The organism is Paraburkholderia sp. GAS38, assembly GCF_050434965.1.
Taxonomy (GTDB): Bacteria; Pseudomonadota; Gammaproteobacteria; order Burkholderiales; family Burkholderiaceae; genus Paraburkholderia; species Paraburkholderia phenazinium_A.
Window position 1 is genome coordinate 128,652 of record NZ_JBNDJO010000014.1, and the last position, 24,642, is coordinate 153,293.

Here is a 24,642-nt window from a genome sequence, read left to right on the forward strand (position 1 = left end):
GCATGACCAATGTATCGAACGTGTCGATTCGTAACCTGCGGATCGATCTGGGCGCGAACACGGTCATCGAGGCGCTCGATCTCGATGTCGACGCCGGCGAATTCGTGGTGCTGCTCGGACCGTCCGGCTGCGGCAAATCCACCTTGCTGCATAGCATTGCGGGGCTGATCGACGTTGCCGACGGCAGCATCGAAATAGGCGGCCAGGATATGACCTGGGCCGATCCGAAAGACCGCCGCATCTCGCTGGTGTTCCAGTCGTATGCGCTCTATCCGACCATGAGCGTGGAGCGCAACCTGTCGTTTGCACTGCGTATCAACGGCACGCCCAAGGCGGAGATCGAGCGCCGCGTGACGCGTGCCTCCGAGATGCTGCAACTTGGGCCGCTGCTCAAGCGCAAGCCGGCGCAACTGTCCGGCGGCCAGCGCCAGCGCGTGGCGATCGGCCGCGCCATTGTGCGCGAGGCGGACGTGTTCCTGTTCGACGAGCCGCTCTCGAACCTCGACGCGAAACTGCGCACCGAGTTGCGCCGCGAACTGAAGCAGCTTCATCAACGGTTAGGCGCGACGATGATCTACGTGACGCACGACCAGGTGGAGGCGATGACGCTCGCCACCCGCATGGCCGTGATGCGCGGCGGCGTGATCCAGCAGATCGGCACGCCTGCCGAAGTCTACGCGCGGCCGGACAACCTGTTCGTCGCGACCTTTCTCGGCTCGCCGGCGATGAATATGCTGCCGGGCCGCCTCGAGCGGCGCGAGGAGGGCATGCGCTTTCGCAGCGAGCATCTCGATCTCGACGTGTCGCGCTATCCGTTCAAGACGCTGCCCGACACCACGCTGCCGTGCGTGCTCGGTGTGCGTCCCGAGGACGTGCGGGTCGGGGCGGATCTCGCGCAGCGCGGCAATGTCTCGCTGGTCGAGCCGATGGGCAACCACCGGGTTATTTGGCTCGATTATCATGGCGCCCAGATCGCGTCGATCGATCAGGACAAGTCGCCTGTTGCGTTAGGGGACGCATGTGCCTTTTCGCTCGAGAGCGCCCATATTTCGCTGTTCGACGAGGCCAGTGGCGCCCGTCTCTGAACGGCCTGGTTTGATGGAGTCTGTGTGGCAACCCTGAAAGACGTGGCGGAACTGGCGGGTGTCGGCATGTCGACGGCGTCGCGGGCGATTTCCGGCAAAGGACCGGTATCGGCCGATGCCATGCGCCGCGTGCAAGCCGCCATCGAGGCGCTGAACTTCCGCCCTTCGTCGATCGGCCGCGCGATGGCGGCGCAATCGCTCGGCCTGATCGGCCTGTTCGTGCCGACTTTTTTCGGCTCGTACTACGGCACGATCCTCAAGCAGACCGATACCGAATTGCGCGCCGTGCACCGTCACGTGGTGGTGGCGACCGGTTGCGGCGAGTCGTCGCCGCGCGAGCAGGCCCTGGAAGCGGTGGAGTTTCTGATTGGCCGCGATTGCGACGGCGTGATCGTGATCAGTCACGATCTGCATGACGAGGACCTGATCCGGCTGCACAAGATGCATCCGCGGATGGTGTTCCTCAATCGTATGTTCGGGCAACTGCCGGAGGCCTCGTTTTGCGCGGATCACGCGCGCGGCGGCGAACTGGCCGCGCGTACCCTGCTCGAGCATGGGCATCGCGATATCGCGGTGATTGCCGGGCCGTTTACCGCCTCGGACAATCGGGCGCGTATCGACGGCTTTTTTGCGGAGCTGGCGCGTCATGGCATCGAACGGGAGGACGTGACGCTGGTCGAATCGGACTTCTCGCCGGAAGGGGGCTATGCGGCGGCGCAGACGTTGCTCGAATCGGAACGGCCCTTTACCGCGGTGTTCTGCGCGAACGATACGATGGCGGTGAGTACGCTCGCGCGCTTTCAGCAAGCGGGGGTTGCGGTGCCGGGCGACGTCTCGGTGATCGGCTACGACGACGATTATTCCGCGGCCTATGCGGCGCCCGCGCTGACCTCGGTGCATATTCCGACCGCGGACCTGACGCAAAACGCCGTGCGCTGGCTGGTGAATCAATGCTATGGCACCGCGTGGGATATCTTTCGCGAGTTTCCGGTCACGGTGACGATGCGGGCCTCGGTGGCGGCGGCGCCGCAACGGCCGCGGCTATTCAGGCGAGCACGAACCGCGTAGGCCACGCAAGCCATGCAACCGCAGGCGGCGCCTCGAACCCGCCGCGCCAAAGCGTGATGCAACCCGCGTGCGTCAGGCGCCGTCGCGCAGCGACTGTTCGTGGCGTACGCGCGCCTCTTCGTCGAGACGCGTGTCCTCCAGTTCCTGCAGCACTGCCTCGAGATCGACCGGCGTGGTGTCGAGTTCGACACGTCCGGTCAGTTGCACGTCGACATTGAGCTCGCCGCCTTCGAACAGCGCCCAGATCTCCTTGCCGTAGCTCGCGCTGAGCAGATGCGGCGCAAAGCGGCCGAAGTAGGTCGCAAGATTGTCCACGTCGCGTTCCAGCATCGCCGGGGCTTCGAGATTGCCGGCGGCGTCCACGGCCTGCGGCAGGTCGATGATCACCGGGCCGTCGGCAGCGAGCAGGATGTTGTACTCGGACAGGTCGCCGTGAATCACGCCGGCGCACAGCATGCGCACCACCTGGTTGAGCAGCAGGGCGTGCAGTTCGACCGCGCGGGCCTCGCTCATCTCCACATCGTTCAGACGCGGCGCGACGTTGCCGTCCTCGTCGGTCACGAGCTCCATCAACAGGACGCCGTCGGTGCAGATATACGGCTGCGGCACGCGCACGCCGGCATTGGCCAGACGAAACAGCGCATCGACCTCGGCGTTTTGCCAGAGCTGTTCCTGCACTTCGCGGCCATAGCGGCTGCCTTTTTCGAGGGCGCGTGCTTCACGGCTGTTCTTGACCTTGCGCCCTTCGCGGTACGAGGCCGCCTGGCGGAAGCTGCGTTGTTTGGCGTCCTTGTAGACCTTCGCGCAACGGGTCGAGTCGCCGCTGCGCACCACGTAGACGGTGGCTTCCTTGCCGCTCATCAACTGGCTGATGACTTCGTCGATCAGGCCTTCTTCGACGAGCGGAACGAGACGTTTGGGTGTTTTCATGCGGCCACCGCCTGAAAGGGGGACGGGGACGCAAGCGGGGTGGAGCGGGGCACGGCGGGTCGCGTGAGCGTGGCTGCCTGAGTGCGGGCGGCCTGGAGCGGGAATAGAGTCATGCCCGATTATAAGGTGTACGGGGCGATCGGCAGAATTCCTGGGTGCTTGAGCGGTTCGGCGGTCCGCCTCTATGAGCGGGCGAGCATGGGGTCGATGGCTCGCCGGGCGAGTCGCCGGCAGCATGCGTAGTGCCTACGCCCTCGCGTAGTAGGGGTCGGCTTTCGGTCCGGTAAGCTTTGTAGGCCTCCTATCGTTCAAGGAGGCCGAGCCTCGCGATGCGTAAGGTCGGTCAGGGAGCGGAGCCGGGCGGCTGTCGTCGTGTGCAACGGCGTTTTGCGGGGTTTACCTGATTTAAAAGCACGGTCGATCCTTTACACTGCCGGGCATAATTTGTTACGGGGTGAAAGATGTTAGTCACTTTCCTGATTGCCTGTCCGCTTGCGATTGCCGCTCTGTTTGGCTTTGCGAGGATCGTCGATCCCCTCACCGGACAACTCAAACGCTAGTTCTTGCGGGCCAACGGCGCGGTGTGCGGCTATAGGGCAATCGAGCCCGTTCAGCCTCTCCTTACGCCCCAGGTTTTGCAACTCCTGCCGTGCGGTTGGCAATCGAGTCTTGCATTGGAGTGCCCACTCGCGGCAGGATGCGGCATTCCCACCTGATTGCGACGGCATTCCTGCATGCAAGACTCTCCAGAAAAACTAGCCACCCGTTTTGGACTATTGAAGGGCATCCTCCCGCTGAATCGCGCCGCCGCACTGCGCGATGTGTTTGCCGGCATCACGCTGGCGTCGATGGATATTCCGCAAGTACTCGGCTACGCACGCATCGCCGGCATGCCGGCCGTGACCGGCCTGTACACGGTGTTTCTGCCGTTGCTGGCGTTTGCGTTCTTCGGCGCCTCGCGTCATCTGGTGGTCGCCGCCGACTCCGCGACCGCAACCATTTTCGCCAGCAAGCTCTCCACCATGGCGCCGATCGCGAGCGGCGAATACGTCGCGCTTGCCGGCATGGTCGCCTTGCTGACCGCGCTGCTGCTGCTCGTGGCCCGCGTGTTCAAACTCGGATTCCTCGCCGACTTCCTGTCGCGCACCGTGCTGGTCGGCTTTCTGGCCGGCGTCGGGGTGCAGGTGGGCATCGCCATGCTGGGCGACATGCTGGGTATTGCCGTGTCTTCGCCGCACAGCACGGGCCAGGTGGAGCAGGTCGTGAGCCATCTCGGGCAGGTCAACCTGCCGACCTTCGCCATTTCATTGCTTGTCGTGGTGAGCATTCTCGGCGCCAAGCGTTTTGTGCCGCGTCTGCCGGTGCCGTTGCTGGCTGTGGTGGGAGGCATCGCCGCTAGCGATCTCTACCAGTTTTCCACGCACGGCATCGCGATTCTCGGCCCTGTCGCCGGAGGGCTGCCGCCCTTGCGACTGCCGCACGCGAGCTGGCGCCAGATCCTCGATCTGCTGCCGGTGGCCGCCTCCTGCTTCGTGATGATCGTTGCGCAAAGCGCGGCCGCCGGGCGTGTGTTCGCGCAGCGTTACCACGAGGAGGTCGACCTGAACGCCGACATTCTCGGCCTGGCCGCTGCCAATACGGTGGCGTCGTTCTCCGGCGCATTCGTCGTCAACGGCAGCCCGACCCAGACCGCGATGGCGGACCGCGCTGGTTCGCGCAGTCAGATCGCCCAGGTGGCGTTTGCGGGCGTGGTGGTCGTGGTGCTGCTGTTCTTCAGCAAGTATCTGCAGTATCTGCCGCACTGCGTGCTGGCGGGCATCGTCTTCACGATTGCGATCGGGCTGATCAATGTGCAAAGCCTGCTGGCGATCCGGCGCGAGAGCCCAGGGGAATTCACGCTGGCCATATTCACGGCGATTGCAGTGGTGGTGCTGGGCGTCGAACATGGGATTCTGATTGCCGTGGCGCTGTCGCTGCTGCGTCACGTGCGCCACAGCTACCGGCCGCATACGATGATGCTGTCGCCGGGGCCGGACGGACGCTGGCAGCCGGTGCCCGCGAAGCCGGGCACGCAGACTGCGCCGGGTTTGATCGTCTACCGGTTCGGCGCCGACCTGTTCTATGCCAACGACCACTTTTTCGTCGAGGACGTGCGCCAGTTGATCGACCGGGCGCCGAGCAAGGTGGGCACGTTCGTCGTCGATGCAAGCGCGATCACGGATCTGGATTATTCGGCGGCGCGATCGCTGACCGATCTGCTTGAGGCGCTGACGCAGCGCAACGTCACGGTCGTGTTTGCGCGGGTGAATCGCTATCTGCGTTCGGACATGGACCGGCATGGCATCACCGAGGTCATCAAGGCTTCGTGCATCTTCAGCACCTTGCATGAGGCGCTGGCTGCGGTCGGCGTGCCGGCGGATCCGCGCACCCAGGGTGTGATGTAGCGGGGAGGGTGGCGCGAGGCGGCGCCGCTACGCGAACGGAAACGGTCCCGCGTACTGCCCGATATAAGTCAGGTGCGAAACGGCGCAACGGCCGCCGGCCCAGACGTGCTGCAGCAGCGCCGGCGGTTCGAGAAACGACGCGGGTTCGGCGTCGCCGGCGGTGCGCAGGGCGATTTGCGTGACCGTGCTCGGGCAGGTGATGACCGGCACGCCGCCGAACTGCGTGTGCATCAAACGGTGCACATGCCCGGCGATCACGCGGTCGACGTGATCGTGCGCGCTCAGTACCTGCTCGAAGGCTTGCGCATTGCGCAGGCCATAGATGTCCAGATAAGGAATCCCCGTCGCAAACGGCGGATGATGCATCGCGACCACCGCTCGACGACCGCGGCAAGCCGTCAATTCCCCATCCAGCCATATGAGCGCCGCGCGATCCAGTTCGCCATGGTGCAGTTCCGGCACGGTCGAATCCAGCGCCAGCAAACGCACCTCACCGATGTCCATGGCAAAGTGCAGAGCGCCTTCGGCAGGCAGATAGGTGTGCTCAGGAAACGCCTCGCGCAGATGGCGACGGTTGTCGTGATTGCCTGGCATCACCCGATACGGCAACTCGAGCGCCGCAAGCAACTGGCGCAGCATGCGGTATTCGGCGGGGGTGCCGTCTTCGGTCAGATCGCCGGTGATCAGAACCAGATCCGGCGCGGGCTGCAGGTGATTGAGCGTCTGGATTGCCTGCGCGAACATCGCGTTGGAATCCGCGACGCCTTGATAGAGCGTCCCTTCGGGGCACACGTGGATATCGGAGACTTGCGCGAGAGTCGTCGCCATGCTTGCCTTGCAAGGTGTAGGGCTAACACGGTGGCATCGGCATGGACGGCGCGGTGCGCCGCGCTAACGGTCCTGATCGTCAGTCTGCTCGTGCACCGGCTCGAAGATCCGAGTATGCGCCGCCAAAAAACACGCGGCTGCCGCCGCAGCGCATAAAGCCGCCACCGTATAGGCCAGCGGCTTGCCGTGCCAGAGACTGTCGAACCATTGATGAAACTCGGCCATCACGACTTCGGCCGTACCGCCGATGCGTTGCAGCTCGAGGATGTAACTCTGATTGTTGGCGACGCCGTAGATCTGTTCCGCACGGTCCTCGGCTGGCGCCGTGGCGTAGATGACGGCGGCGCCGATCAGGCCCGCGACAAGAATCGCGACGCTCGCCAGATAGAGGCGAATCTGTCCTGGCGAGTACGGTGGCGGCGTGTCCTGCTGGTCCTCACTGCTCATGCTGTTTCCGCTTGCCTTGCGCGTGTGCGATACCCGTCACAGTAGCGCAAGGCGAGACCGCGCGGGTAATCCGCGCGTTGCTGGCTAATTGCGCGACGTCAGCAGCTTGACGCCGGCCACGCTGAACACCACGGCCAGCGAGCCGTCCAGCCCGCGCCGGATCGAGCCGTAGACGCGGCGTGCGGTGTCGGTCGAGAACAGCACGGCGTAGCTGCTGAATACGAACACGCCGATCCCCATGCAGCCGAGTACGACCGGTGCGGTGTGCGAAGCGCCGCCGCTCGCCGGAACGGCCAGCGAGACGATCGACAGCCAGACCAGAATCGCCTTGGGGTTGGTGAGATGCAGCAGCAGGCCGCGCACGTAGAGCCGCTGCGAGGACTCGGGCGTGCGTGTCGTGCTGGCGAGCGGCATTTGCGGCGTGAGCGCCGAGCGGGCCGATTTCCACGCCAGCCAGAGCAGGTAAAGGCCACCCACCACGCGGACGGCCACCAGCAACTGCGAATAGGTGGCGAGTACCGCCGACAGGCCGAGCGAGGCGAGCAGCGCCCACGAGAACGAACCCGACATCACGCCGAGCGCGAAGGCAAACGCGGCTTTTCGGCCCGATCCCATGGCGAGGGACATGATGGCGAGATTGCTCGGGCCGGGGCTCGCCGTGCCGATGAAGTAGGCGGTGTAGGCGAGCAGCACGTTGGCCGACAGGAAGGCGCTGGCAGTCATGGAACGGGGTTTCCGAGGACAGTTAAGGGCGGTGGCAGGACGACGTGTTCAACCGTCGTCACGCAGCCGGCGGGCATGCCCGCCCATTCTGCACGATGGCGTGGCCGTTCTCACAGAGACAGTTGGTTTCGAACGGAGCAGGACAATCTGCGCTGCGGCGTGAGCGCAAACCATGAAGAAGGGCGCCGCGGTTGCTTCAAACCTTAATTATTTTGGGTTTGCCTTGCGTGACTCAAGCCTTGGGTATCGTGCCGCGGTGGCTGGCCGCACGCAAAAAATCGAAATCGACGCCTTGGTCCGCCTGCGTGACGGTTTGCAGAAACAGCTTCAGATAGCCGCGTTCCGCGCTCGGTACGTTGACGGGCTGCTCGGTTGCGCGCCGGGCCAACTCTTCGTCCGACACCAGCAGGCTGATCTCGCGTTGCGCGACGCTCAGGCGAATCGCGTCGCCGTTGCGCACGTGCGCGAGCGGGCCGCCAATGGCAGATTCAGGCGTGACGTGCAGCACGATCGTGCCGAACGCCGTGCCGCTCATGCGGCCGTCGGAGATGCGCACCATATCCTTGACGCCGGCTCGTGCGAGCTTCTTCGGAATCGGGATGTAGCCTGCCTCGGGCATCCCCGGCGCGCCTTTGGGGCCGATGTTCTTCAGCACGAGAATGTCGTCGGCGGTCACGTCGAGATCGTCGGCGTCGATGCGGCGCGCGAGCTCTTCGGCGTTTTCGAATACCACCGCGCGGCCGGTGTGTTCCATCAGTTTCGCGTCGGCGGCGGATTGCTTGATGATTGCGCCGCCTGGCGCGAGGTTGCCGCGCAGCACGGCGATACCGCCCTGCGGATAAATCGGCTGGTCGAGCGGACGCACGACGTCCTGGGTAAAGCCGGGCCCGGCCGCTTCGATTTCCTCGCCCAGCGTGCGGCCGGTGACGGTCAAGGCATCGAGATGCAGCAAGGGCTTCAGCTCACGCAGCAAGGTCGCCATGCCGCCCGCCTTGTGGAAGTCCTCCATGTAATGCTGGCCGGACGGCTTCAGGTCGAGCAGCACGGGCGTTTCGCGGCCCATGCGGTCGAGCGCCTGCAGATCCACTTCAAAACCGAGCCTTCCTGCGATGGCGCTCAGATGCACGATGCCGTTGGTCGAGCCGCCGATCGCCAGCAGCACGCGCATCGCGTTCTCGAACGCCTTTGCCGTGAGCACCTGATCGACGGTGAGGCGCGCATGCGCCATCCGCACGGCATGCGTGCCGGTCAGTTCGGCGATGCGCATGCGATCCGCGGTGACCGCCGGCGGCGATGCGCCGCCCGGCACGGTCATGCCGAGCGCTTCGGCAAGACAGGCCATGGTGCTTGCGGTGCCCATCACCGAGCAGGTACCCACGCTGGCGACGAGTTGATTGTTGACCGCCGCGACTTCATGCTCGTCGATCTCCTCGGCGCGAAAGCGGCCCCAGTAGCGGCGGCAGTCGGTGCAGGCGCCGACCCGCTCCGAGCGATGCGAGCCGGTCAGCATCGAGCCGGTGATCAACTGGATGGCGGGAATGCCGGCCGAGGCCGCGCCCATCAGTTGCGCGGGTACGGTCTTGTCGCAACCGCCGATCAGCACGACGGCGTCCATGGGCTGCGCGCGAATCATCTCCTCGGTGTCGATGGACATGAGATTGCGCAAGTACATGCTGGTGGGCTGCGAGAACGACTCGTGGATCGAGATGGTGGGGAAGTCCATCGGCAAGCCGCCCGCCAGCATGACGCCGCGCTTGACCGCTTCGATCAGTTGCGGCGCGTTGCCGTGGCAAGGGTTGTAGGCGCTGCCGGTGTCCACGATGCCGATTACCGGGCGTTCGAGCGCGTCGTCGGTGTAGCCCGCGCCTTTGATGAACGCCTTGCGCAGGAACAGCGAGAAGCCGCTGTCGCCGTAGTGGGTCAAGCCTTTGCGCAAACCGGCGGGGGTGTCGTCGGGCGGCGGGGAGGCGGACTTGTCGGTCATGGCTTGGGCTCGATAGAGGGAAGGGGGCGGTGCACCACACGCGCAAACTATCGCATGTTCCAGGCCCGCAGCAAGCAGTTCACGCTGTCTTCAGACACAAACGTTATTGTGCTCCGGATCGTTCGTCGCGAGATCCATCGCCGTCTTCAGGAGCGCCTGCACCCGCCGCATGCGGGCCAACGAATAGCCCCACAGCAGCCCCACCACACGCTTCGGGAACACGTTGGCGTTTCCGGGGACTTTCTATTTCGCTCTTACCCTCTTGCAACCCGCCGTCCCCGACGCCGCAAATACAGATTGTTCAGAATTAGCGCGGCGCACGTCATGCCGCCGCCTGCAATCTGTATGGGCGTGGCGATCACACCCGCCAGCGCGGACACGATGAAGGTCGTGAGCGGCACCACGTCCATGAAGAGCACGCCGTTGAGCGGCGTCAGGATCCGGTTGCCGAGATTCCAGCTGAGGATGCCGATGAAGCCCGCGCCCAGACCCATATAAAGCAGATGCGGTGCGATCGCGCCCACCTCCGCAAGCGTCGGCACGGCCACCGCATGCACCGCGAAGAGCGCCACGTTGAGCGCAATGATCGTAGTCAGTCCGAGCCAGATGGTCATCGTCGTATATCGGAGCGGCGACCACTGCTTGAAGAAGCTTGCGCCGAAGGTGTAGATCACCCAGCACAACGCGCCCAATACGATCAGCGCATTGGCCGCATAGTCCTGCGGTTCGTGCAGCAAGCCGGCAATGTCGCCCTTGGTGACCACGAGCGTGACTCCGCAAAACGACAACAGGATGAACAGAAAAGAATAGAGCGGCGGCAACACGCGCCGCGCAGCCGAATTGACCAGCAGGCCGAGCATCGGCTGGGTGGCCATCATGATCGAGGCGGTCAGCGCACCGTCGCGTCCCGCCATTTGCTGGCCGAGAAAGACGAACGCGCCAAAACCTGCAAAGCCGATCGAGCCCAGCGCCCACGCGAGCAGAACCGGCTCGCCCTTCAACCTGAGCGCCGCTGTGCCCTCCTTGTGCTGCAGCAGCACCAGAAACGCAGCGCCAGCAACGACGTAACGCAACGAGGTGAACGTGAACGGATCGATGTGCGTCAGGGCGCTCGTCATCACGGGAAACATCAGACCGAACGAGACCGTTGCGAGCAGGCAGCACAGCAGGCCTTTCGCGTAGCTGCCATATGCGCTGACCAGCGGGGCCGGCGCGGCCGGCATGCCGCGTTCGACGGTGAGAGAAGCAGTCGGCTTGGTGGATGTATTCATGAATGATCGTTCAAAAAATAGATGAGAAGCGGGGGCGAACGCACTCATCGTCACCATCCCGGGACGAACACGTTGCCTATTCAGATACCACTACATTTAAAGCTAAGTTATCAAACTGTCCACTATTGCATCGGCCCGGGCGAACCGCTATAAGCCACTACGTCTGAAGCAGATACATCCCGATATCGGCCCCAATATTATGACTGAACGTTCAATAATACAAGGTGCGTTTTCAACCGATTGACCGGAGCGCTGCGACCACGCGCTGCAATCTGCCGTAATACGCGTGACGGCGTGGTGGGAGCACCCCCGATTCGCGGCGCGCTTCAAACGGGCTATGCTCGACGACGGTGTCGACTTGCCGGTACGGGCGGCAATCTGGGCGCCGGGCAGACCGCCCGAACCATCCTTCGGGCCACGTCAGCTTACGTTTTCCTTCCTGACAGTTTTGCCATTTTGGCGCCATGCAGACGTTGGTGCCAGGCAATTAGCATAGGCGCAGCTTTACCGTGGCGCGGGGATCGCATTTGCGAGCTGCCCGGTTTGGCATTGCGTTCATTAGCGCTGCGCAGCGCGCTGTGCATCCGTTGCGTGAGTTAGCCAACGGTTGTCGTGCGTCTTCGTCAACGTTGATCTGGCGCGAACGTCACGCGTACGTTCGGCCTCGGCGACTTCTCATCCTTTCCAGCATTCTTTCGGGCGCGTTTCAATGTGGATTGTCAACGTTGCGCTAAAGCGGCCATACACGTTCATCGTGATGGCTATTCTGATCCTGCTGGCGACGCCATTTGTCCTGCTGACGACGCCAGTCGACGTGCTGCCGGAAATCAACATTCCGGTCGTCAGTATCATCTGGAGCTACACGGGTCTGTCCGCAGAAGACATGGCCAACCGGATCACTTCGGTCAATGAGCGCAGTCTGACCACGACCGTCAACGACATCGAGCATATCGAGTCGCAGTCGCTCGCCGGTATCACGATCATCAAGCTGTTCCTGCAGCCGAACGCGAACATTCAGACCGCCATCGCCCAGACGGTTGCGGTCGAACAGGCGCAGTTGAAGCAGATGCCGCCGGGCGCCACGCCGCCGCTGGTGATCAGCTATTCGGCTTCCAGTATTCCGGTGATCCAGCTCGGGCTGTCCAGTCCAAAACTCTCGGAGCAGGATCTCAACGACACCGCGCTCAACTTCCTGCGCCCGCAACTGGTGACGATCCCAGGGGCGGCGGTGCCGTATCCGTACGGCGGCAAGTCGCGTCTGGTGTCGGTCGACCTCGACACGCGGGCCTTGCTCGCGAAGGGGCTGACGCCGGCCGACGTGGTCAACGCCTTCAATGCGCAGAACCTGATTCTGCCGACCGGCACGGCGAAGATCGGTCCAACGGAATACACCGTCAACATGAACGGTTCGCCGCCTACCGTGGCGGGCCTGAACGACATTCCGGTGCGCACGCTCAATGGTGCGACCACGTATCTGCGGGAGGTGGCGCACGTTCGCGACGGCTTCTCTCCTCAGACCAATGTGGTGCGCCAGGACGGTCACCGTGGCGTGCTGATGTCGGTGCTCAAGACCGGCAGCTCATCCACGCTGGCGATCGTCGATGCGCTGAAGGCGCTGCTGCCGACCGCTCGCTCCGCGTTGCCGCCTGATCTGAAGATTACTGCGCTGTTCGACCAGTCGGTGTTCGTCAAGGCGGCGGTGCAGGGCGTGATTCGCGAAGCGTTGATCGCGGCGGCGCTGACCGCGGCCATGATTCTGCTGTTCCTCGGCAACTGGCGCAGCACCTGCATTATTGCGGTGTCGATTCCTCTGTCGATTCTCACCTCGCTGATCGTTTTGCATGCCTTAGGCCAGACCATCAACATCATGACGCTGGGCGGGCTCGCGCTAGCGGTCGGGATTCTGGTGGACGACGCAACGGTGACGATCGAAAACATCGAGCGCCATTTGCACATGGGCACGAATCTGCACGACGCGATTCTCGAAGGCGCCGGTGAAATCGCGGTTCCAGCGCTGGTTTCGACGCTGTGTATCTGTATCGTGTTCGTGCCGATGTTCTTCCTGACCGGCGTGGCGAAATACCTGTTCGTGCCGCTCGCCGAAGCGGTGGTGTTCGCCATGCTCGCCTCGTACGTGCTCTCGCGTACGCTGGTGCCGACCTTGGCCATGCTGCTGATGGGTCATGCGCACAAGCCGAAAACGGGCAGCAAGCCGAATCCGTTCATGCGGATCTATCACCGCTTCGACGCCGGCTTCGAGCGCATGCGTGCCGCCTACATCGTGATCCTGAGCAGCGTGCTGGTGCGTCGCGGCAGGTTCGGCGCCATCTTCCTCGGTTTTTGCGTGGTCTCGATGGGCCTCGTGTTCGTGCTCGGCGAAGACTTTTTCCCGACCGTCGACGCCGGCGATATCCGCTTGCACATGCGCGCGCCGACCGGCACGCGGATCGAAGAAACCGCGCGGCTTGCCGACGAGGTGGAAAAGGTCGTGCGTCAGGTGGTGCCGGCCAAGGAGCTCGAGACCATTCTCGACAACCTGGGCTTGCCGTATAGCGGTATTAATCTCTCGTATAGCAACTCGGGCACGATCGGCACACTTGACGGTGAAATTCAGGTGGCGCTTAACGAAGATCACAAGCCCACCCAGCGCTATATCGACAAGCTGCGGGCTATTTTGCCGCAGCGTTTTCCGGGCGTGGAGTTTTTCTTCCAGCCGGCTGACATCGTGACGCAGATTCTGAACTTCGGGCTGCCCGCGGCCATCGACGTGCAGATCGTCGGCAACGACCAGCAAGGCAACTTCGACGTGGCGCGCAAGCTGTACAAGCAGGTGCGGCTGATTCCCGGCACGGTGGACACGCACATCCAGCAGAAGCTCGACGAGCCGGTGATCAATCTGCAGATGGATCGCACCCGTTTGCAGCAACTGAACCTGAACGCCAACAACGTGGCGCAGAACGTGCTGATCTCGCTGTCGGGCAGTTCGCAAACGGCGCCGAGCTTCTGGTTCAACAACAAGAACGGCGTGGAATACAGCGTGGCCGTGCAGACGCCGCAGTATGACGTGTCGTCGATCGACCAGTTGTTGCGCACGCCGGTTTCGGCCGTGGCCAACGGGCCGACGCAACTGCTCGGCAACCTGGTGCAGGTGTCGCCGCAGAACCAGTTCGCCGTCGTCACGCACTACAACATCCGGCCGGTGATCGACCTGTATGTAAGCGTGGAAGGCCGCGACCTGGGCAGCGTGGCGACCCAGGTGAACAAGCTGGTCGACCAGGCTCGCGCGAGCTTGCCGCGCGGCAGCCAGATCGTAGTGCGGGGCCAGGTGCAGACCATGCGTACCTCGTTCTTCGGCCTGGGCGTGGGCGTCGCGATGGCGATCGTGCTGGTGTACCTGCTGATCGTCGTGAACTTCCAGTCGTGGGTCGACCCGCTCATCATCATTAGCGCGTTGCCGGCGGCCCTGGCGGGGATCGTGTGGATGCTGTTCCTCACCGGCACGCACCTGAGCGTGCCGGCGTTGACGGGCGCGATCATGACCATGGGGGTGGCGACCGCGAACAGTATTCTGATGGTGTCGTTCGCGCGGCAGCGGCTCGCCACCGGTGCGCCGCCGCTCACCGCGGCGCTCGAGGCGGGGGCCAGCCGGATCCGGCCGGTGCTGATGACCGCCTTCGCCATGATCATCGGCATGATTCCGATGGCGCTGGGTCTCGGCGAGGGTGCCGAGCAGAACGCGCCGCTCGGTCGGGCGGTGATCGGCGGCCTGCTGTTTGCAACGATATCGACGCTCTTTTTCGTCCCGCTGGTTTTTGCGGCGATCCACACACGTCTCGCTCGCCGCAACGGTGACGCGCATGACGAGCAGGGCCCCGACGACGGCGCTAGCGCCGGCGATGGCAAGCACGCGTAAAGTTAAATGACGGCTGACTGAGATGACTGAAAAAACTCATGCTTCGCTAGCGATTCCCGCACGGGACACCGAGGACGGGCACGCGCTGCCGCCCCGCAACCGCGAATGGAAACGCGCCAAGATCGCCATCCTGATCGTGCTGGTGCTGCTTGCCATAGGCGCGTTGCGCACCGTGGTGGCGGATATTCTGCAAAACCGTTCGGTGGCGGACACGACCCAGCAAAATGCCAGGGAGTACGTGAATGTCGTCACACCCAAGCAGAGCGACGGCACCGGCAACACGCTGCTGCCGGGCACGCTGCGCGGCTATGTGGAGTCGCCGATCTATGCGCGCGCCACGGGTTATCTGCTGCACTGGTATGTCGATATCGGCGCACGGGTGAAGCAGGGCCAGTTGCTGGCCGATCTCGACACGCCGGAAATCGATCAGGAACTGGCGCAGGCCGTCGCCCAGCGCGACCAGATCAACTCGAGCCTGGGGCTGGCGAAGAGTTCGTATGAACGTTGGCAGCAACTGCGTCAGCGCGATGCGGTCTCGCAACAGGAACTGGACGAGCGGCAGAGCACCTACACGCAGGACGTGGCGAATCTCGCCGCGGCTGAAGCCAACGTGAGGCGCCTGAACCAGCTCGAATCGTTCAAGCGGATCGTCGCGCCGTTCGACGGCGTGGTGACGCAACGCAACGTCGACGTCGGCGACCTGATCGATGCGGGCAGCGGCACGAGCCGTTCGCTGTTCGCGCTGGCCCAGTCCGATCCGCTGCGCGTGTATGTGCAATTGCCGCAGGCCTACGCGCAAAACGTGTCGGTGGGCAAGGATGTGATCGTGACCCAGGCGGAACTGCCGGGTAAGCAGTTTCACGGCAGCATCAGCCATATTTCCGGTGCGATCGACGTGCCGACCCGTTCGCTGCAGATCGAAGTGCGGCTGCCGAATCCGGACGGTGCGTTGCGGCCGGGCGCCTACGTTCAGGTCGCCGTGCCGGCTGTCGCGCATTCCGACATCATCGTGCCGGGCAATGCGCTGCTGTTCCGCGCGGAAGGTCCGCGCATCGCGGTCGTCGACAGCAACGGCGTCGTGCATCTGCACAAGGTCGTGATTGCGCAGGATCTGGGGCAGACGCTCGAGATCGAAAGCGGCATCGACGCGAACGACAAGGTCATCATCAATCCGAGCGATTCGATTGCGGATGGTGATCGCGTGCAGATCGAGCAGCCGTCGGACAACAGCAAGGGGGCGTCGTGAAGCGTGTGTGCCCCATCGCCGTGCCGCGCGCCCGCATCGTGGCGGCGACCCTCGGTGCCGCGCTCCTGACGGCCTGCACCGTGGGCCCCGATTACAAGCAGCCGCATGCCGATGCGCCGCCCGAGTGGCGCACCGATTCATACTGGCGCGTGGCGCAGCCGTCGCATGCGCCGCTCACGCCAAGCTGGTGGACGAGCTTTAGCGACGCGACGCTCGACACGCTCGAAGGCCAGGCGCTCGCGCAGAACCAGACGCTCGCCGCCGCGGTCGCGCATTACGAGCAGGCCAAGGCGACGCTCGCGAATACGTCGGCGCAACAGATACCCGAGGTCGATCTCGGCGGGACGGGCGAGCGCTTCAAGATCTCGAAGGACCGGCCGCTCACTGCCTACGGCACGCCGAATCAGACCACCGTGCAAAACGGCCTGACCGTCGGCCCGTCGATCAACTACGACACGGACCTGTTCGGCCGGATTCGCCGCGAAGTGGAAGGGGCGAAGGCCTCGGCCGAGCAGTCGGCCGACGATCTCGCCAACGCCCGCCTCGTGCTGAGCACCGATCTGGCGACCGACTACTTCTCGCTGCGCGAGCTCGATGCCGAGATCGACGTGCTGAACCAGTCGGTGGTGCTGCAGCAGAAAGCGCTCGACTATGTGACCTCGGAACACGACCTGGGCTCGGTGTCGGGACTCGACGTGCTGCAGCAGAAGTCGGAACTGGATGCGACCAGGGTGCAGGCGCAACTGCTGCTCGTGCAGCGTGCGCAGTTCGAGCATGCGATCGCCGCGCTGGTCGGCGTACCCGCGCCGCAATTCACGATTGAGCCGAAGGTTGTCAACACGCAAGTGCCGGCGATTCCGTTGGGTGTGCCAAGCGATGTGCTGCAGCGGCGTCCCGATGTGGCCTCCGCGGAACGCGCGATGGCCGCGGCGAACGCCCAGATCGGCGTTGCCAAGGCGGCGTTCTTTCCGAGCCTGACGCTCACGCCGAGCATCGGCTGGCAGAGCACCAATTTCGCCGACCTGTTGAGCGCGCCTAGCCTGATGTGGACGCTCGGCGCGGCATTCTCGCAGGTGGTGTTCGACGGCGGGCGCCGCTCGGCGAACGTCAAGTTCGCGAGCGAAGGCTACCAGGCGGCCGAGGCGAATTATCGCCAGACGGTGCTTACCGCGTTCCAGCAGGTGCAGGACGGCGTGACCGGATTGTCGGTGCTGGATGGCGCGGCGAAGCAGTCGCATCAGGCGGTGGCCGATGCGCAGAGCTTGCTGTCGCTTGCCAACGATCGTTATTCCGGCGGCCTCGTTGCCTATCTGGATGTGATTACCGCACAGCAGTCGCTCCTCACGAGCGAGCGCCAGGACGTGCAGATTCACGGCCAGCAGATGACCCTGTCGGTTTCGCTGGTGAAGGCGCTGGGTGGCGGCTGGGATGTCAGCGCGCCGGCCGACGTCAAACAGCAGGCCATGAATCAGTCGAACTGAATATCACCTATTCACCTTGAGAGGAAGTGTGCAGCCAGCAGACGGAAAAACGAGGCGTTTCGTATAATGTAAGGACTCAAGGGGCATACATGAAACTGCTCATCGTTGAAGATGAACACAAAGTGGTGGACTATCTGCGCTCGGGCTTGACGGAGCAGGGCTGGGTGGTCGACATCGCACTCGACGGCGAGGAAGGCATGCATCTGGCCACGGAGTTCGACTACGACGTGATCGTCCTCGACGTGATGCTGCCCAAGCGCGACGGCTTCAGCGTGCTCAAGGCGCTGCGCATGCGCAAATCCACGCCGGTGATCATGCTGACCGCACGCGATCACATCAACGACCGCGTGCGCGGTCTGCGCGAAGGCGCGGACGATTATCTGACCAAGCCCTTCTCATTCCTCGAACTGGTGGAGCGGCTGCACGCCCTGGCGCGCCGCACCCGTTCGCAGGAATCCACGCTGATCTCGGTTGGCGATCTGTTCGTGGATCTGATCGGCCGCCGTGCCACGCGCGACGGCGTGCGCCTCGATCTGACCGCCAAGGAATTCCAGTTGCTGAGCGTGCTGGCGCGCCGCCAGGGCGACATCCTGTCGAAGACGGCGATTACCGAGCTGGTCTGGGACGTCAACTTCGACAGCCACACGAACGTGGTCGAGACCGCGATCAAGCGGTTGCGCGCCAAGCTCGACGGCCCGTTCCGCACCAAGCTGCTGCACACGGTGCGCGGCATGGGCTATGTACTCGAAGTACGTGAGGAGGCGGAATTGTCATGAACCGCTCGATTGCCCGCCGGCTGGCGATGATGTTCGCACTCGTCGCCTTGTCGGTCTTTACGCTGGTCGGCTCGGGGTTGTTTCTCGTGATGCGGGCGCAACTGGACCACCACTTGCGCGAGTCGCTCGACGACCGCATGGAGATTGCGAAGATCATCGTGTCTCACTCGATTACGTCCGAGAAGTGGCGCATGGCGCGCGAGAAGCTGACGGACATGTCGCCGCGCGACGGCACCACGATCTACTCGGTGTCCAGCACCGACCCGGCGTTCCATTATGGCCAGCCGGTCCAGGGGCGCGTAACGGATAGCTGGCCGGGTGGCTATACGCGGGTGCAACCGGACGTCGGACAAGCCATGCTTACCAACACGGTGTCGATCCCGGCGAGCGGCGTGCGGCCCGCCGTGCAACTGCAGGTGGCGGCGAGCTGTCAGCCTAACGTGCGCACCATGCGGGCATTCGGCGCGGCGCTCGCCGCGCTCTCGGCGTTGGGCAGCCTGGCGGTGCTGCTGCTGAGCTATTCGGTCACGCGGATCGGACTCGCGCCGCTCAGGCGTCTGACCAAAGATGCCTCCGAGGTCAGCCCGAACAATCGCTCGCAGCGCCTCAATACGGCTTCGCTGCCGCTCGAACTGAATGACCTTGCCAATTCCTTCAACGGCGCGCTGGAACGGCTCGATGGCGCCTATGGCCGGCTCGAGTCGTTCAATGCCGACGTCGCTCACGAACTGCGCACGCCGGTGACCATCCTGATCGGCCAGACCGAAGTGGCGCTGACCCGCAACCGCTCGGTCGACGATCTGCGCCATACGTTGCAATCGAATCTGGAAGAGTTCGAACGCATGCGCGCGATCATCAACGACATGCTGTTCCTCGCGCGTGCCGACCAGGGCGAGCGCGCCACGGGGTTGGTCGAAGTGTCGCTGGCAGCCGAAGTGGCCCGCACGCTGGAGTTCCTCGAGATCCCGTTCGAAGAGGCTCACGTGCGCGCGGTTTCACGCGGCGATGCGGTGGCGCTGGTGAACCGCTCGCTGTTCGGCCGCGCCTGCACCAATCTGTTGATGAACGCGATCCAGCACTGTGCGCCGCACGATACGGTCCGGGTGACGATTGCGCGCGAGGAGGACCAGGTTCGCATCGCGGTCGGCAATCCGGGGCCGCCAATCGATCCTTCCACGCTGGATCATCTGTTCGACCGCTTCTATCGCGCGGAAGAGTCGCGTACCAATAGCCGCGAGAATCACGGCCTGGGGCTGGCGATCGTCAAGGCGATTGCCGAGATGCATCGCGGCACGGTGTCGGTCGAAAGTGCCGACGGTGTGAATACCTTTGCGTTCTCAGTCGACGCTTCGCGTATTGACCTGCAAGGCGTGCGCGAGACGGCGGTGACGGTCGAGCGTAACGTCAGTGGTGTCGGCAGTGCCAGTTGCATCAATGGCGCTCACAAGGTCACCGCCGAGCCGGCTCCGGCAGGGCGTATGACGATGTGAGGGGGAGATGGTTGCGGGCGCAACGGGGCTGCGCGATAGTGTCGGCACAGCGCGCATCGTCACCGCAACCTGACCCAGGCTTCGGCCCGAGGACCAATGGCAGACACCCCCATCCTCATTTCAACCGATCGCTGTTGGCTGAGAGCCGCGAGCGCCTCCGATTACGCGGCGCTGGATGCAGCCATCGGCTCACCCCAATTTCCCTATGAGCTTCCGCTGGCCGATCTGAAGCGGCGCGGCAAGCTGCAAGCGTGGTTCGAGTCGATGCTGGCGCTGTCTCTGGAAGGCCGGGCGCGCGTATTCTCAATCGACCTCGCGGGCGGCACGCGTTGCGTGGGCCAGGTGTCGCTCATGCAGCGCGACGTGCCGGCAAGCTGGAATCTGTCCTACTGGCTGCACCCTTCCTGCTGGGGCGCAGGCTTCGCCGTCGAAGCGGCGCAAGCGGTGATCCGCTACGGCTTCACGGCGATGGCGGTCGGCGAAGTATGGGCCGGCGCGGCGCGCTGGAACCAGCGCAGCATCAGGACGCTCGACAAGCTCGGGCTGCAGCCCGTCGAAAACACCCCGCCGTCGAACGGCGCCGGGAGCGCGCCGGACGACTTGCACATCTGCTCGCTATCGCGCGAGCGCTGGCTGCAGACATGGGGTGAATCGGAGGGTGGGTTGGCGTGATGGTGTCATGCGAGCTGGGGCGCGCGCGTTGCGGTGGTTTCCAAAGGTTGCCAAAGTTGTGAACCCACTGGTGACACTCTAAGTGCAGTGTTAGAGTGTGCAACGCACCTGTAACTAACTTTTAGTTGCAATCCACCCAACTCATCACCTATAGCTCGCGTCGAAGCTAGAGAAGTTACGCCAACGTGTCGCCGAGTTTCCGGCAGACTTTTCATGGGACGAGAGGGTCGTGCTCATGGAGGGTTTCGGGTTCGCGGAAAAGACGAAGAAGGGCGGCTCGTACAGAACATTTTTTGATGGTAGTGGCAGAAAGATTTTTCTCCATAAACCGCATCCGGGGTCGATCGTCAAAGTTTATTCCGTACGGAACGTCGTGGAGAAGCTCCGCGAATTCGGTTTAATGGATGCCGGAGAATAGGATGAAAGATAAAGTTTCCTTTAATTGCGAAAGGAAATGTCGGAAGGGCTGCTTGAATTAAATGTATTCAATCGCGGTTCCTCAACCCGCCGCAACGTCTTCACGACGACCAGCGCCAGCAAGCCCAGCACCGGAAAAGCCAGCACACTGGCTTCCGGTCCGACCGATCCACCGCTTAGCCAAACCGGGCCGATCGCATGGCTGGTCAACCAATGTCCGTTGACCGCGAGGCCGCTGTCCGCGGTGCCGAACAGGAACGACTCGCTCCAGTCCCACGCCGCGTGCAAACCGATGACCCAGCATAGCGAACCGGTGCGCCAGATGGCGAGACAGGCGAGCATGCCGAACCCGACCACCTGAGCGATGCCGATGAGGCTCTCGCCTTGATTCGTCAGATGCGCTGCGCCGAACGCCAGTGACATGACAGTCGCGGCGGCAAGCGGGTGGGTACTGCGAGCGAGCCTGAAGAACACGTAACCGCGAAACGTCAGCTCCTCGGCGAGCGCGACCAGCGTGAATATGCCGGCCCACAGCAAGCCCGATTCGAGCAACGACGGGTTGGCCGCGCCGGAGAATTCGATCTGCACGCCGTGCGTGAGCGCCAGCAGACCCATCATCGTCGACACCGCGGCCACGCCGCACAAGACGCCTTGTCCGAAGTGGGCCGCCCGTTGGCCGGCGCGCCAGCCGTAATCCCGCAGAGACTTCCGCTCGATCCTGCTCATCGCCACGGTCGCCACCAGCGCCGCGCACGACAGGGTGGCTTCAATCAGCATGCTGTTGCCCGGAGTCAGTTCGCCATGCAGACGAAACGGATGATGCAGAACATAGGCGAGATGCCCGATCAGAAAAGCCACGGCCGCCAGGATCACGAAGTACAACAGGATCGCCCATCCGGCCCGCAGACCATCGCGACCCATCCAGATGCCGGCGAAACGAAATCGGGCGGAAGCGCGCGGTCCTGCGCTGGCAAGGTTTTCCATACTGGCGATCCTTTTTCGAATGAGCGGGTGTGCGAGCGTGCGGTTCGCGTCAGGCCGTGCGGCCCAGGTGTTGTTTCAACATCGAGCCAAAAATATCCAGCGCTTCCGTGGTTCGTCCAAGGTCGCCGCTGTTCAGGAATTCCAGCGTCAGGCCATCCATCACGGCACCGCACAACGTGGCGACCGCGCGGCGATCCGGCGTAGGCGGCAGGGCGTTTTCAATCATGCTTTGCCAGCTCGAAGCATTGCGCTCCACATAGCGCGCATAGGCGGCGGGGTTTTGCATGGCCAGCATCTGCACTTCGAAGAACAGCCGCATATAGGGGCTGTTTTGCGGCGCTACCGCCCATTCCCAGAAGGTCTTCATGCCGTTGACCTTGCCGCCTTCGCTCATCATGGCCGCGAACGATTGCTGGATGCGCAGGCGGGCTTCATCCATGACCGCGGTGATCAGTTCGTCTTTGGTGCCGAAGTGATAGATCAGCAAGCGCGAGCTGCTGCCGATCTGCGCGGCTAGGGGGCGCAGCGACAGGTCGGCCACCCCATGCTCGAGGAAGTAGTCGAGGGCCTTCGCGATCAGTTCGTCTTTTCGTTCCATGAAGCGAACGGTACATGAAGCGATCGCTTCACTCAAGTGTTTTTTACGGGCGGGGTGACGCGCACGTTGCAACGTCCAAACGTACGCCGCGGGCGCGCCGCAACTCGGTAGCGTTGCAGCGCGAAGAGGGAGAGGGTGGACTCGCTGCATTCACACCGGCGCCGGCGTGAATGCAGCAATGGCAGATGGACTTCAGGCGTCCCCGAACGGGTTGCCCTTTTTGGCAGCCGGCGTTTGGGTCTTCGTGGCGAGATGATTCTGCAACCAGAACGAGGCCTTGTTCAGGCCGAGCGTGTGCCAGTCCTGGCCGATCTCGGAGATGAACAGGCGATCGTCCGGCGCGGTTGCCGCTGAAAACGCGTTGGCGAGTTCCTTGGCGCCACGGTCAGTGTTGAGCACCAGAAACGCGCCCATCTGATGCAGATGCAGGAACTCGTAATCGCCCGCGGAGATTTGCGACGCGATGTCCTTGATCTTTGCATGCCGCTCGGTGGGTGCGCCAATGAAGATGCTGACCAGATACGTCACCTTCTTGTTCATCCGCTCACTCCCAGGACCGCTCAGCGCGCGCGACGTTCGCGTGCGGCTCTCGCCAGCGTATCCAGCACGGGCTCGGTTTGCACCCAGCTCAAGCACGCGTCGGTAATCGACACGCCGCAGCGCAGCGGCACGCCCGGCTTCAGGTCCTGACGGCCTTCCTCCAGATTACTCTCGATCATCACGCCGATGATGCGGTCTTCGCCCGCGGCGAGCTGGCGCGCCAGGTCCTCGGCCACGTCGATCTGACGCAGGTGCGATTTGCCCGAATTGGCGTGCGAGCAGTCGACCATCACCTGCTCGCGCAAGCCGGCCGCGCGCAGGACCGCACAGCTTTCCTCGACCGAGGCGCTGTCGTAGTTCGGCCCTTTTTTGCCGCCGCGCAGAATCACGTGGGCATCGTCGTTGCCGCGCGTTTCGAAGATTGCCGCCATGCCCATTTTGGTCATGCCCATGAACGCGTGGCTCGCGCGCGCCGCCACGATGGCGTCCGAGGCGATCTGCACGCCGCCGTCCGTGCCGTTCTTGAAGCCGATCGGGCAGCTCAGGCCCGAGGCGAGCTGCCGATGGCTCGGGCTCTCCGTGGTCCGGGCGCCGATGGCGCCCCATGCCACCAGGTCCGCGATGTATTGCGGGCTCAGCAGGTCGAGGAATTCGGTGGCGGTGGGCAGGTCGAGGGCGCTGATTTCCAGCAGCAGTTGCCGCGCCCGGCGCAGCCCCTCGTTGATGCGGAAGCTGCCGTCGAGCCGCGGATCGTTGATATAGCCCTTCCAGCCCACCGTGGTGCGCGGCTTTTCGAAGTACACGCGCATGACGATCAGCAGGTCTTCCTGCAACGCGTCGGCGGCGTGCTTGAGCCGGCGGGCGTAATCGAGCGCCTGGTCGTGGTCGTGAATCGAACACGGGCCTACGACGACCACCAGCCGGTCGTCGCGGCCGTGCAGGATGTCGGCGATGGCGACGCGGCTTTGCTCGACGAGCGTCTGCACGCGCGGCGGCACGGGTAGTTCGTCCTGCAGCAGGGCCGGCGAAATGAGCGGGCGTACCGCGCCGATCCGTACGTCGTCGATACGGGTCGTGTCCTGGGTGGCGTCGGCAACGCCGACTTCCTGGTCATGTAAAGGATTGTCGATGCCGCTCAAAATACTCTCCTGGGTGCGCGGTGGTAGCCCTCGATTATCGCACCTGGGGCGCGCAGGGCGCCCCCATCTGCATGCCGAGCCTGTCAGACGTGCAGATGTTCGTGCCGGGGCGTGTCGTCGCCGTGATGGTGCTCGGTGTGTTCGATGGTGACCGGAATCGTATGCAGATGCGCGTAGCGCACGCCGCGCTGGCTTGTGAGGCTGTCTGCGAAGGCGGCGACATCGTGCGCGCGCCCCCTCAAGACCGACGACTCCAGCAGGCTCTCGTGATCGAGATGGACCCGCATGCTGGCGACCGCGAGGTCGTGCCGGTCGTGGTGAGCCTGGGTAATGCGGCGCGCCAGGTCGCGGGTGGCATGGTCGTACACATAGGTCAGGGTGGCCACGCACTGGCCGTCCGCCGCCTCTTGCTGCGCCTGTGCCCGGCTTTCGCGGACGATGTCGCGGAACGCCTCCGAGCGGCTCGTATAACCGCGCTGCGCCACCAGCGTATCGACTACGGCGAGGAGGTCGTCGTCGATGGTGATGGTGATTCGTTGCATGGTGTGTCCTCGCTGCGGGTCGTGTCGTTATCCCATCGTAACTGAACCCGAGGCATCCCATATG

Annotated in this window: 21 protein-coding genes and 1 pseudogene; 10 read left to right on the forward strand and 12 right to left on the reverse strand. The window is 63.7% G+C overall.

Annotated features, from left to right (window positions below; all coding sequences use genetic code 11):
• Positions 1–2 precede the first annotated feature (2 nt).
• Entirely contained in the window at positions 3–1,085 is a 1,083-nt protein-coding gene (locus P3T42_RS28250; protein ID WP_074295933.1) for an ABC transporter ATP-binding protein, read from the forward strand.
• Positions 1,086–1,109: 24 nt separating this feature from the next.
• Positions 1,110–2,153: a LacI family DNA-binding transcriptional regulator gene (locus tag P3T42_RS28255; RefSeq protein WP_429307898.1), complete on the forward strand. Its 1,044-nt coding sequence runs from the start codon at positions 1,110–1,112 to the stop codon at positions 2,151–2,153.
• A 72-nt stretch (positions 2,154–2,225) separates the two neighbouring features.
• Here the strand turns inward: P3T42_RS28255 and P3T42_RS28260 are convergent, their stop codons facing one another.
• A complete protein-coding gene (locus tag P3T42_RS28260; RefSeq protein ID WP_074295931.1) occupies positions 2,226–3,083 on the reverse strand; it encodes a PA4780 family RIO1-like protein kinase in 858 nt (285 codons plus the stop codon).
• Between the two features lie 734 nt (positions 3,084–3,817).
• Between P3T42_RS28260 and P3T42_RS28265 the strand changes: the two genes are divergently transcribed.
• Positions 3,818–5,527 carry a SulP family inorganic anion transporter gene (locus tag P3T42_RS28265; RefSeq protein ID WP_074295930.1) on the forward strand — a complete coding sequence of 570 codons (1,710 nt, stop codon included), beginning with the start codon at positions 3,818–3,820 and terminating at the stop codon, positions 5,525–5,527.
• A 27-nt stretch (positions 5,528–5,554) separates the two neighbouring features.
• Here P3T42_RS28265 and P3T42_RS28270 read toward each other — a convergent pair whose 3' ends face one another.
• From P3T42_RS28270 to P3T42_RS28295, 6 genes are all read right to left on the reverse strand, one after another.
• Entirely contained in the window at positions 5,555–6,355 is an 801-nt protein-coding gene (locus tag P3T42_RS28270) for a phosphodiesterase (protein ID WP_429307899.1), read from the reverse strand.
• A gap of 63 nt (positions 6,356–6,418) precedes the next feature.
• A complete protein-coding gene (locus P3T42_RS28275; protein ID WP_074295928.1) occupies positions 6,419–6,802 on the reverse strand; it encodes a hypothetical protein in 384 nt (127 codons plus the stop codon).
• 84 nt (positions 6,803–6,886) lie between these two features.
• A complete protein-coding gene (locus P3T42_RS28280) occupies positions 6,887–7,525 on the reverse strand; it encodes a LysE family translocator (RefSeq protein ID WP_429307900.1) in 639 nt (212 codons plus the stop codon).
• Positions 7,526–7,757: 232 nt separating this feature from the next.
• The gene (locus tag P3T42_RS28285; RefSeq protein ID WP_429307901.1) at positions 7,758–9,509 is read right to left on the reverse strand and encodes an IlvD/Edd family dehydratase; all 1,752 of its coding nucleotides are present in this window, start codon (positions 9,507–9,509) and stop codon (positions 7,758–7,760) included.
• Positions 9,510–9,599: 90 nt separating this feature from the next.
• Entirely contained in the window at positions 9,600–9,731 is a 132-nt protein-coding gene (locus tag P3T42_RS28290; RefSeq protein ID WP_429307902.1) for a hypothetical protein, read from the reverse strand.
• Positions 9,732–9,763: 32 nt separating this feature from the next.
• A complete protein-coding gene (locus P3T42_RS28295; RefSeq protein WP_429307903.1) occupies positions 9,764–10,780 on the reverse strand; it encodes a DMT family transporter in 1,017 nt (338 codons plus the stop codon).
• A 709-nt stretch (positions 10,781–11,489) separates the two neighbouring features.
• Between P3T42_RS28295 and P3T42_RS28300 the strand changes: the two genes are divergently transcribed.
• The 7 genes and pseudogenes from P3T42_RS28300 to P3T42_RS28330 form a co-directional block, all read left to right on the forward strand.
• The gene (locus tag P3T42_RS28300; RefSeq protein WP_429307904.1) at positions 11,490–14,693 is read left to right on the forward strand and encodes an efflux RND transporter permease subunit; all 3,204 of its coding nucleotides are present in this window, start codon (positions 11,490–11,492) and stop codon (positions 14,691–14,693) included.
• A 22-nt stretch (positions 14,694–14,715) separates the two neighbouring features.
• Complete coding sequence (locus tag P3T42_RS28305; protein ID WP_074295924.1) at positions 14,716–15,939, forward strand: efflux RND transporter periplasmic adaptor subunit; 1,224 nt, start codon at positions 14,716–14,718, stop codon at positions 15,937–15,939.
• Positions 15,940–15,944: 5 nt separating this feature from the next.
• Positions 15,945–17,420, forward strand: a complete 1,476-nt coding sequence (locus P3T42_RS28310) for an efflux transporter outer membrane subunit (RefSeq protein ID WP_429307980.1) — start codon at positions 15,945–15,947, stop codon at positions 17,418–17,420.
• A gap of 89 nt (positions 17,421–17,509) precedes the next feature.
• A complete protein-coding gene (locus tag P3T42_RS28315; protein ID WP_074295923.1) occupies positions 17,510–18,196 on the forward strand; it encodes a heavy metal response regulator transcription factor in 687 nt (228 codons plus the stop codon).
• Positions 18,193–19,686 (forward strand): heavy metal sensor histidine kinase, encoded by a 1,494-nt coding sequence (locus tag P3T42_RS28320; RefSeq protein WP_429307905.1) that lies wholly within the window; start codon positions 18,193–18,195, stop codon positions 19,684–19,686. Before P3T42_RS28315 ends, P3T42_RS28320 begins: the two co-directional genes overlap by 4 nt.
• Before the next feature lie 96 nt (positions 19,687–19,782).
• Positions 19,783–20,358, forward strand: a complete 576-nt coding sequence (locus P3T42_RS28325) for a GNAT family N-acetyltransferase (RefSeq protein ID WP_429307906.1) — start codon at positions 19,783–19,785, stop codon at positions 20,356–20,358.
• Between the two features lie 226 nt (positions 20,359–20,584).
• A pseudogene (locus P3T42_RS28330) lies at positions 20,585–20,776 on the forward strand (type II toxin-antitoxin system HicA family toxin); the annotation flags it as partial.
• Between the two features lie 20 nt (positions 20,777–20,796).
• Here the strand turns inward: P3T42_RS28330 and P3T42_RS28335 are convergent.
• The 5 genes from P3T42_RS28335 to nikR form a co-directional block, all read right to left on the reverse strand.
• Entirely contained in the window at positions 20,797–21,759 is a 963-nt protein-coding gene (locus P3T42_RS28335; RefSeq protein ID WP_429307907.1) for a CPBP family intramembrane glutamic endopeptidase, read from the reverse strand.
• 49 nt (positions 21,760–21,808) lie between these two features.
• On the reverse strand, positions 21,809–22,429 hold the full coding sequence (locus P3T42_RS28340) for a TetR/AcrR family transcriptional regulator (protein WP_429307908.1): 621 nt from the start codon (positions 22,427–22,429) through the stop codon (positions 21,809–21,811).
• 120 nt (positions 22,430–22,549) lie between these two features.
• A complete protein-coding gene (locus tag P3T42_RS28345; protein WP_074295916.1) occupies positions 22,550–22,897 on the reverse strand; it encodes a hypothetical protein in 348 nt (115 codons plus the stop codon).
• Between the two features lie 20 nt (positions 22,898–22,917).
• Positions 22,918–24,036 (reverse strand): 3-deoxy-7-phosphoheptulonate synthase, encoded by a 1,119-nt coding sequence (locus tag P3T42_RS28350; protein WP_429307909.1) that lies wholly within the window; start codon positions 24,034–24,036, stop codon positions 22,918–22,920.
• A gap of 83 nt (positions 24,037–24,119) precedes the next feature.
• A complete protein-coding gene (gene nikR, locus P3T42_RS28355) occupies positions 24,120–24,578 on the reverse strand; it encodes a nickel-responsive transcriptional regulator NikR (protein ID WP_074295914.1) in 459 nt (152 codons plus the stop codon).
• Between the last annotated feature and the right edge of the window lie 64 nt (positions 24,579–24,642).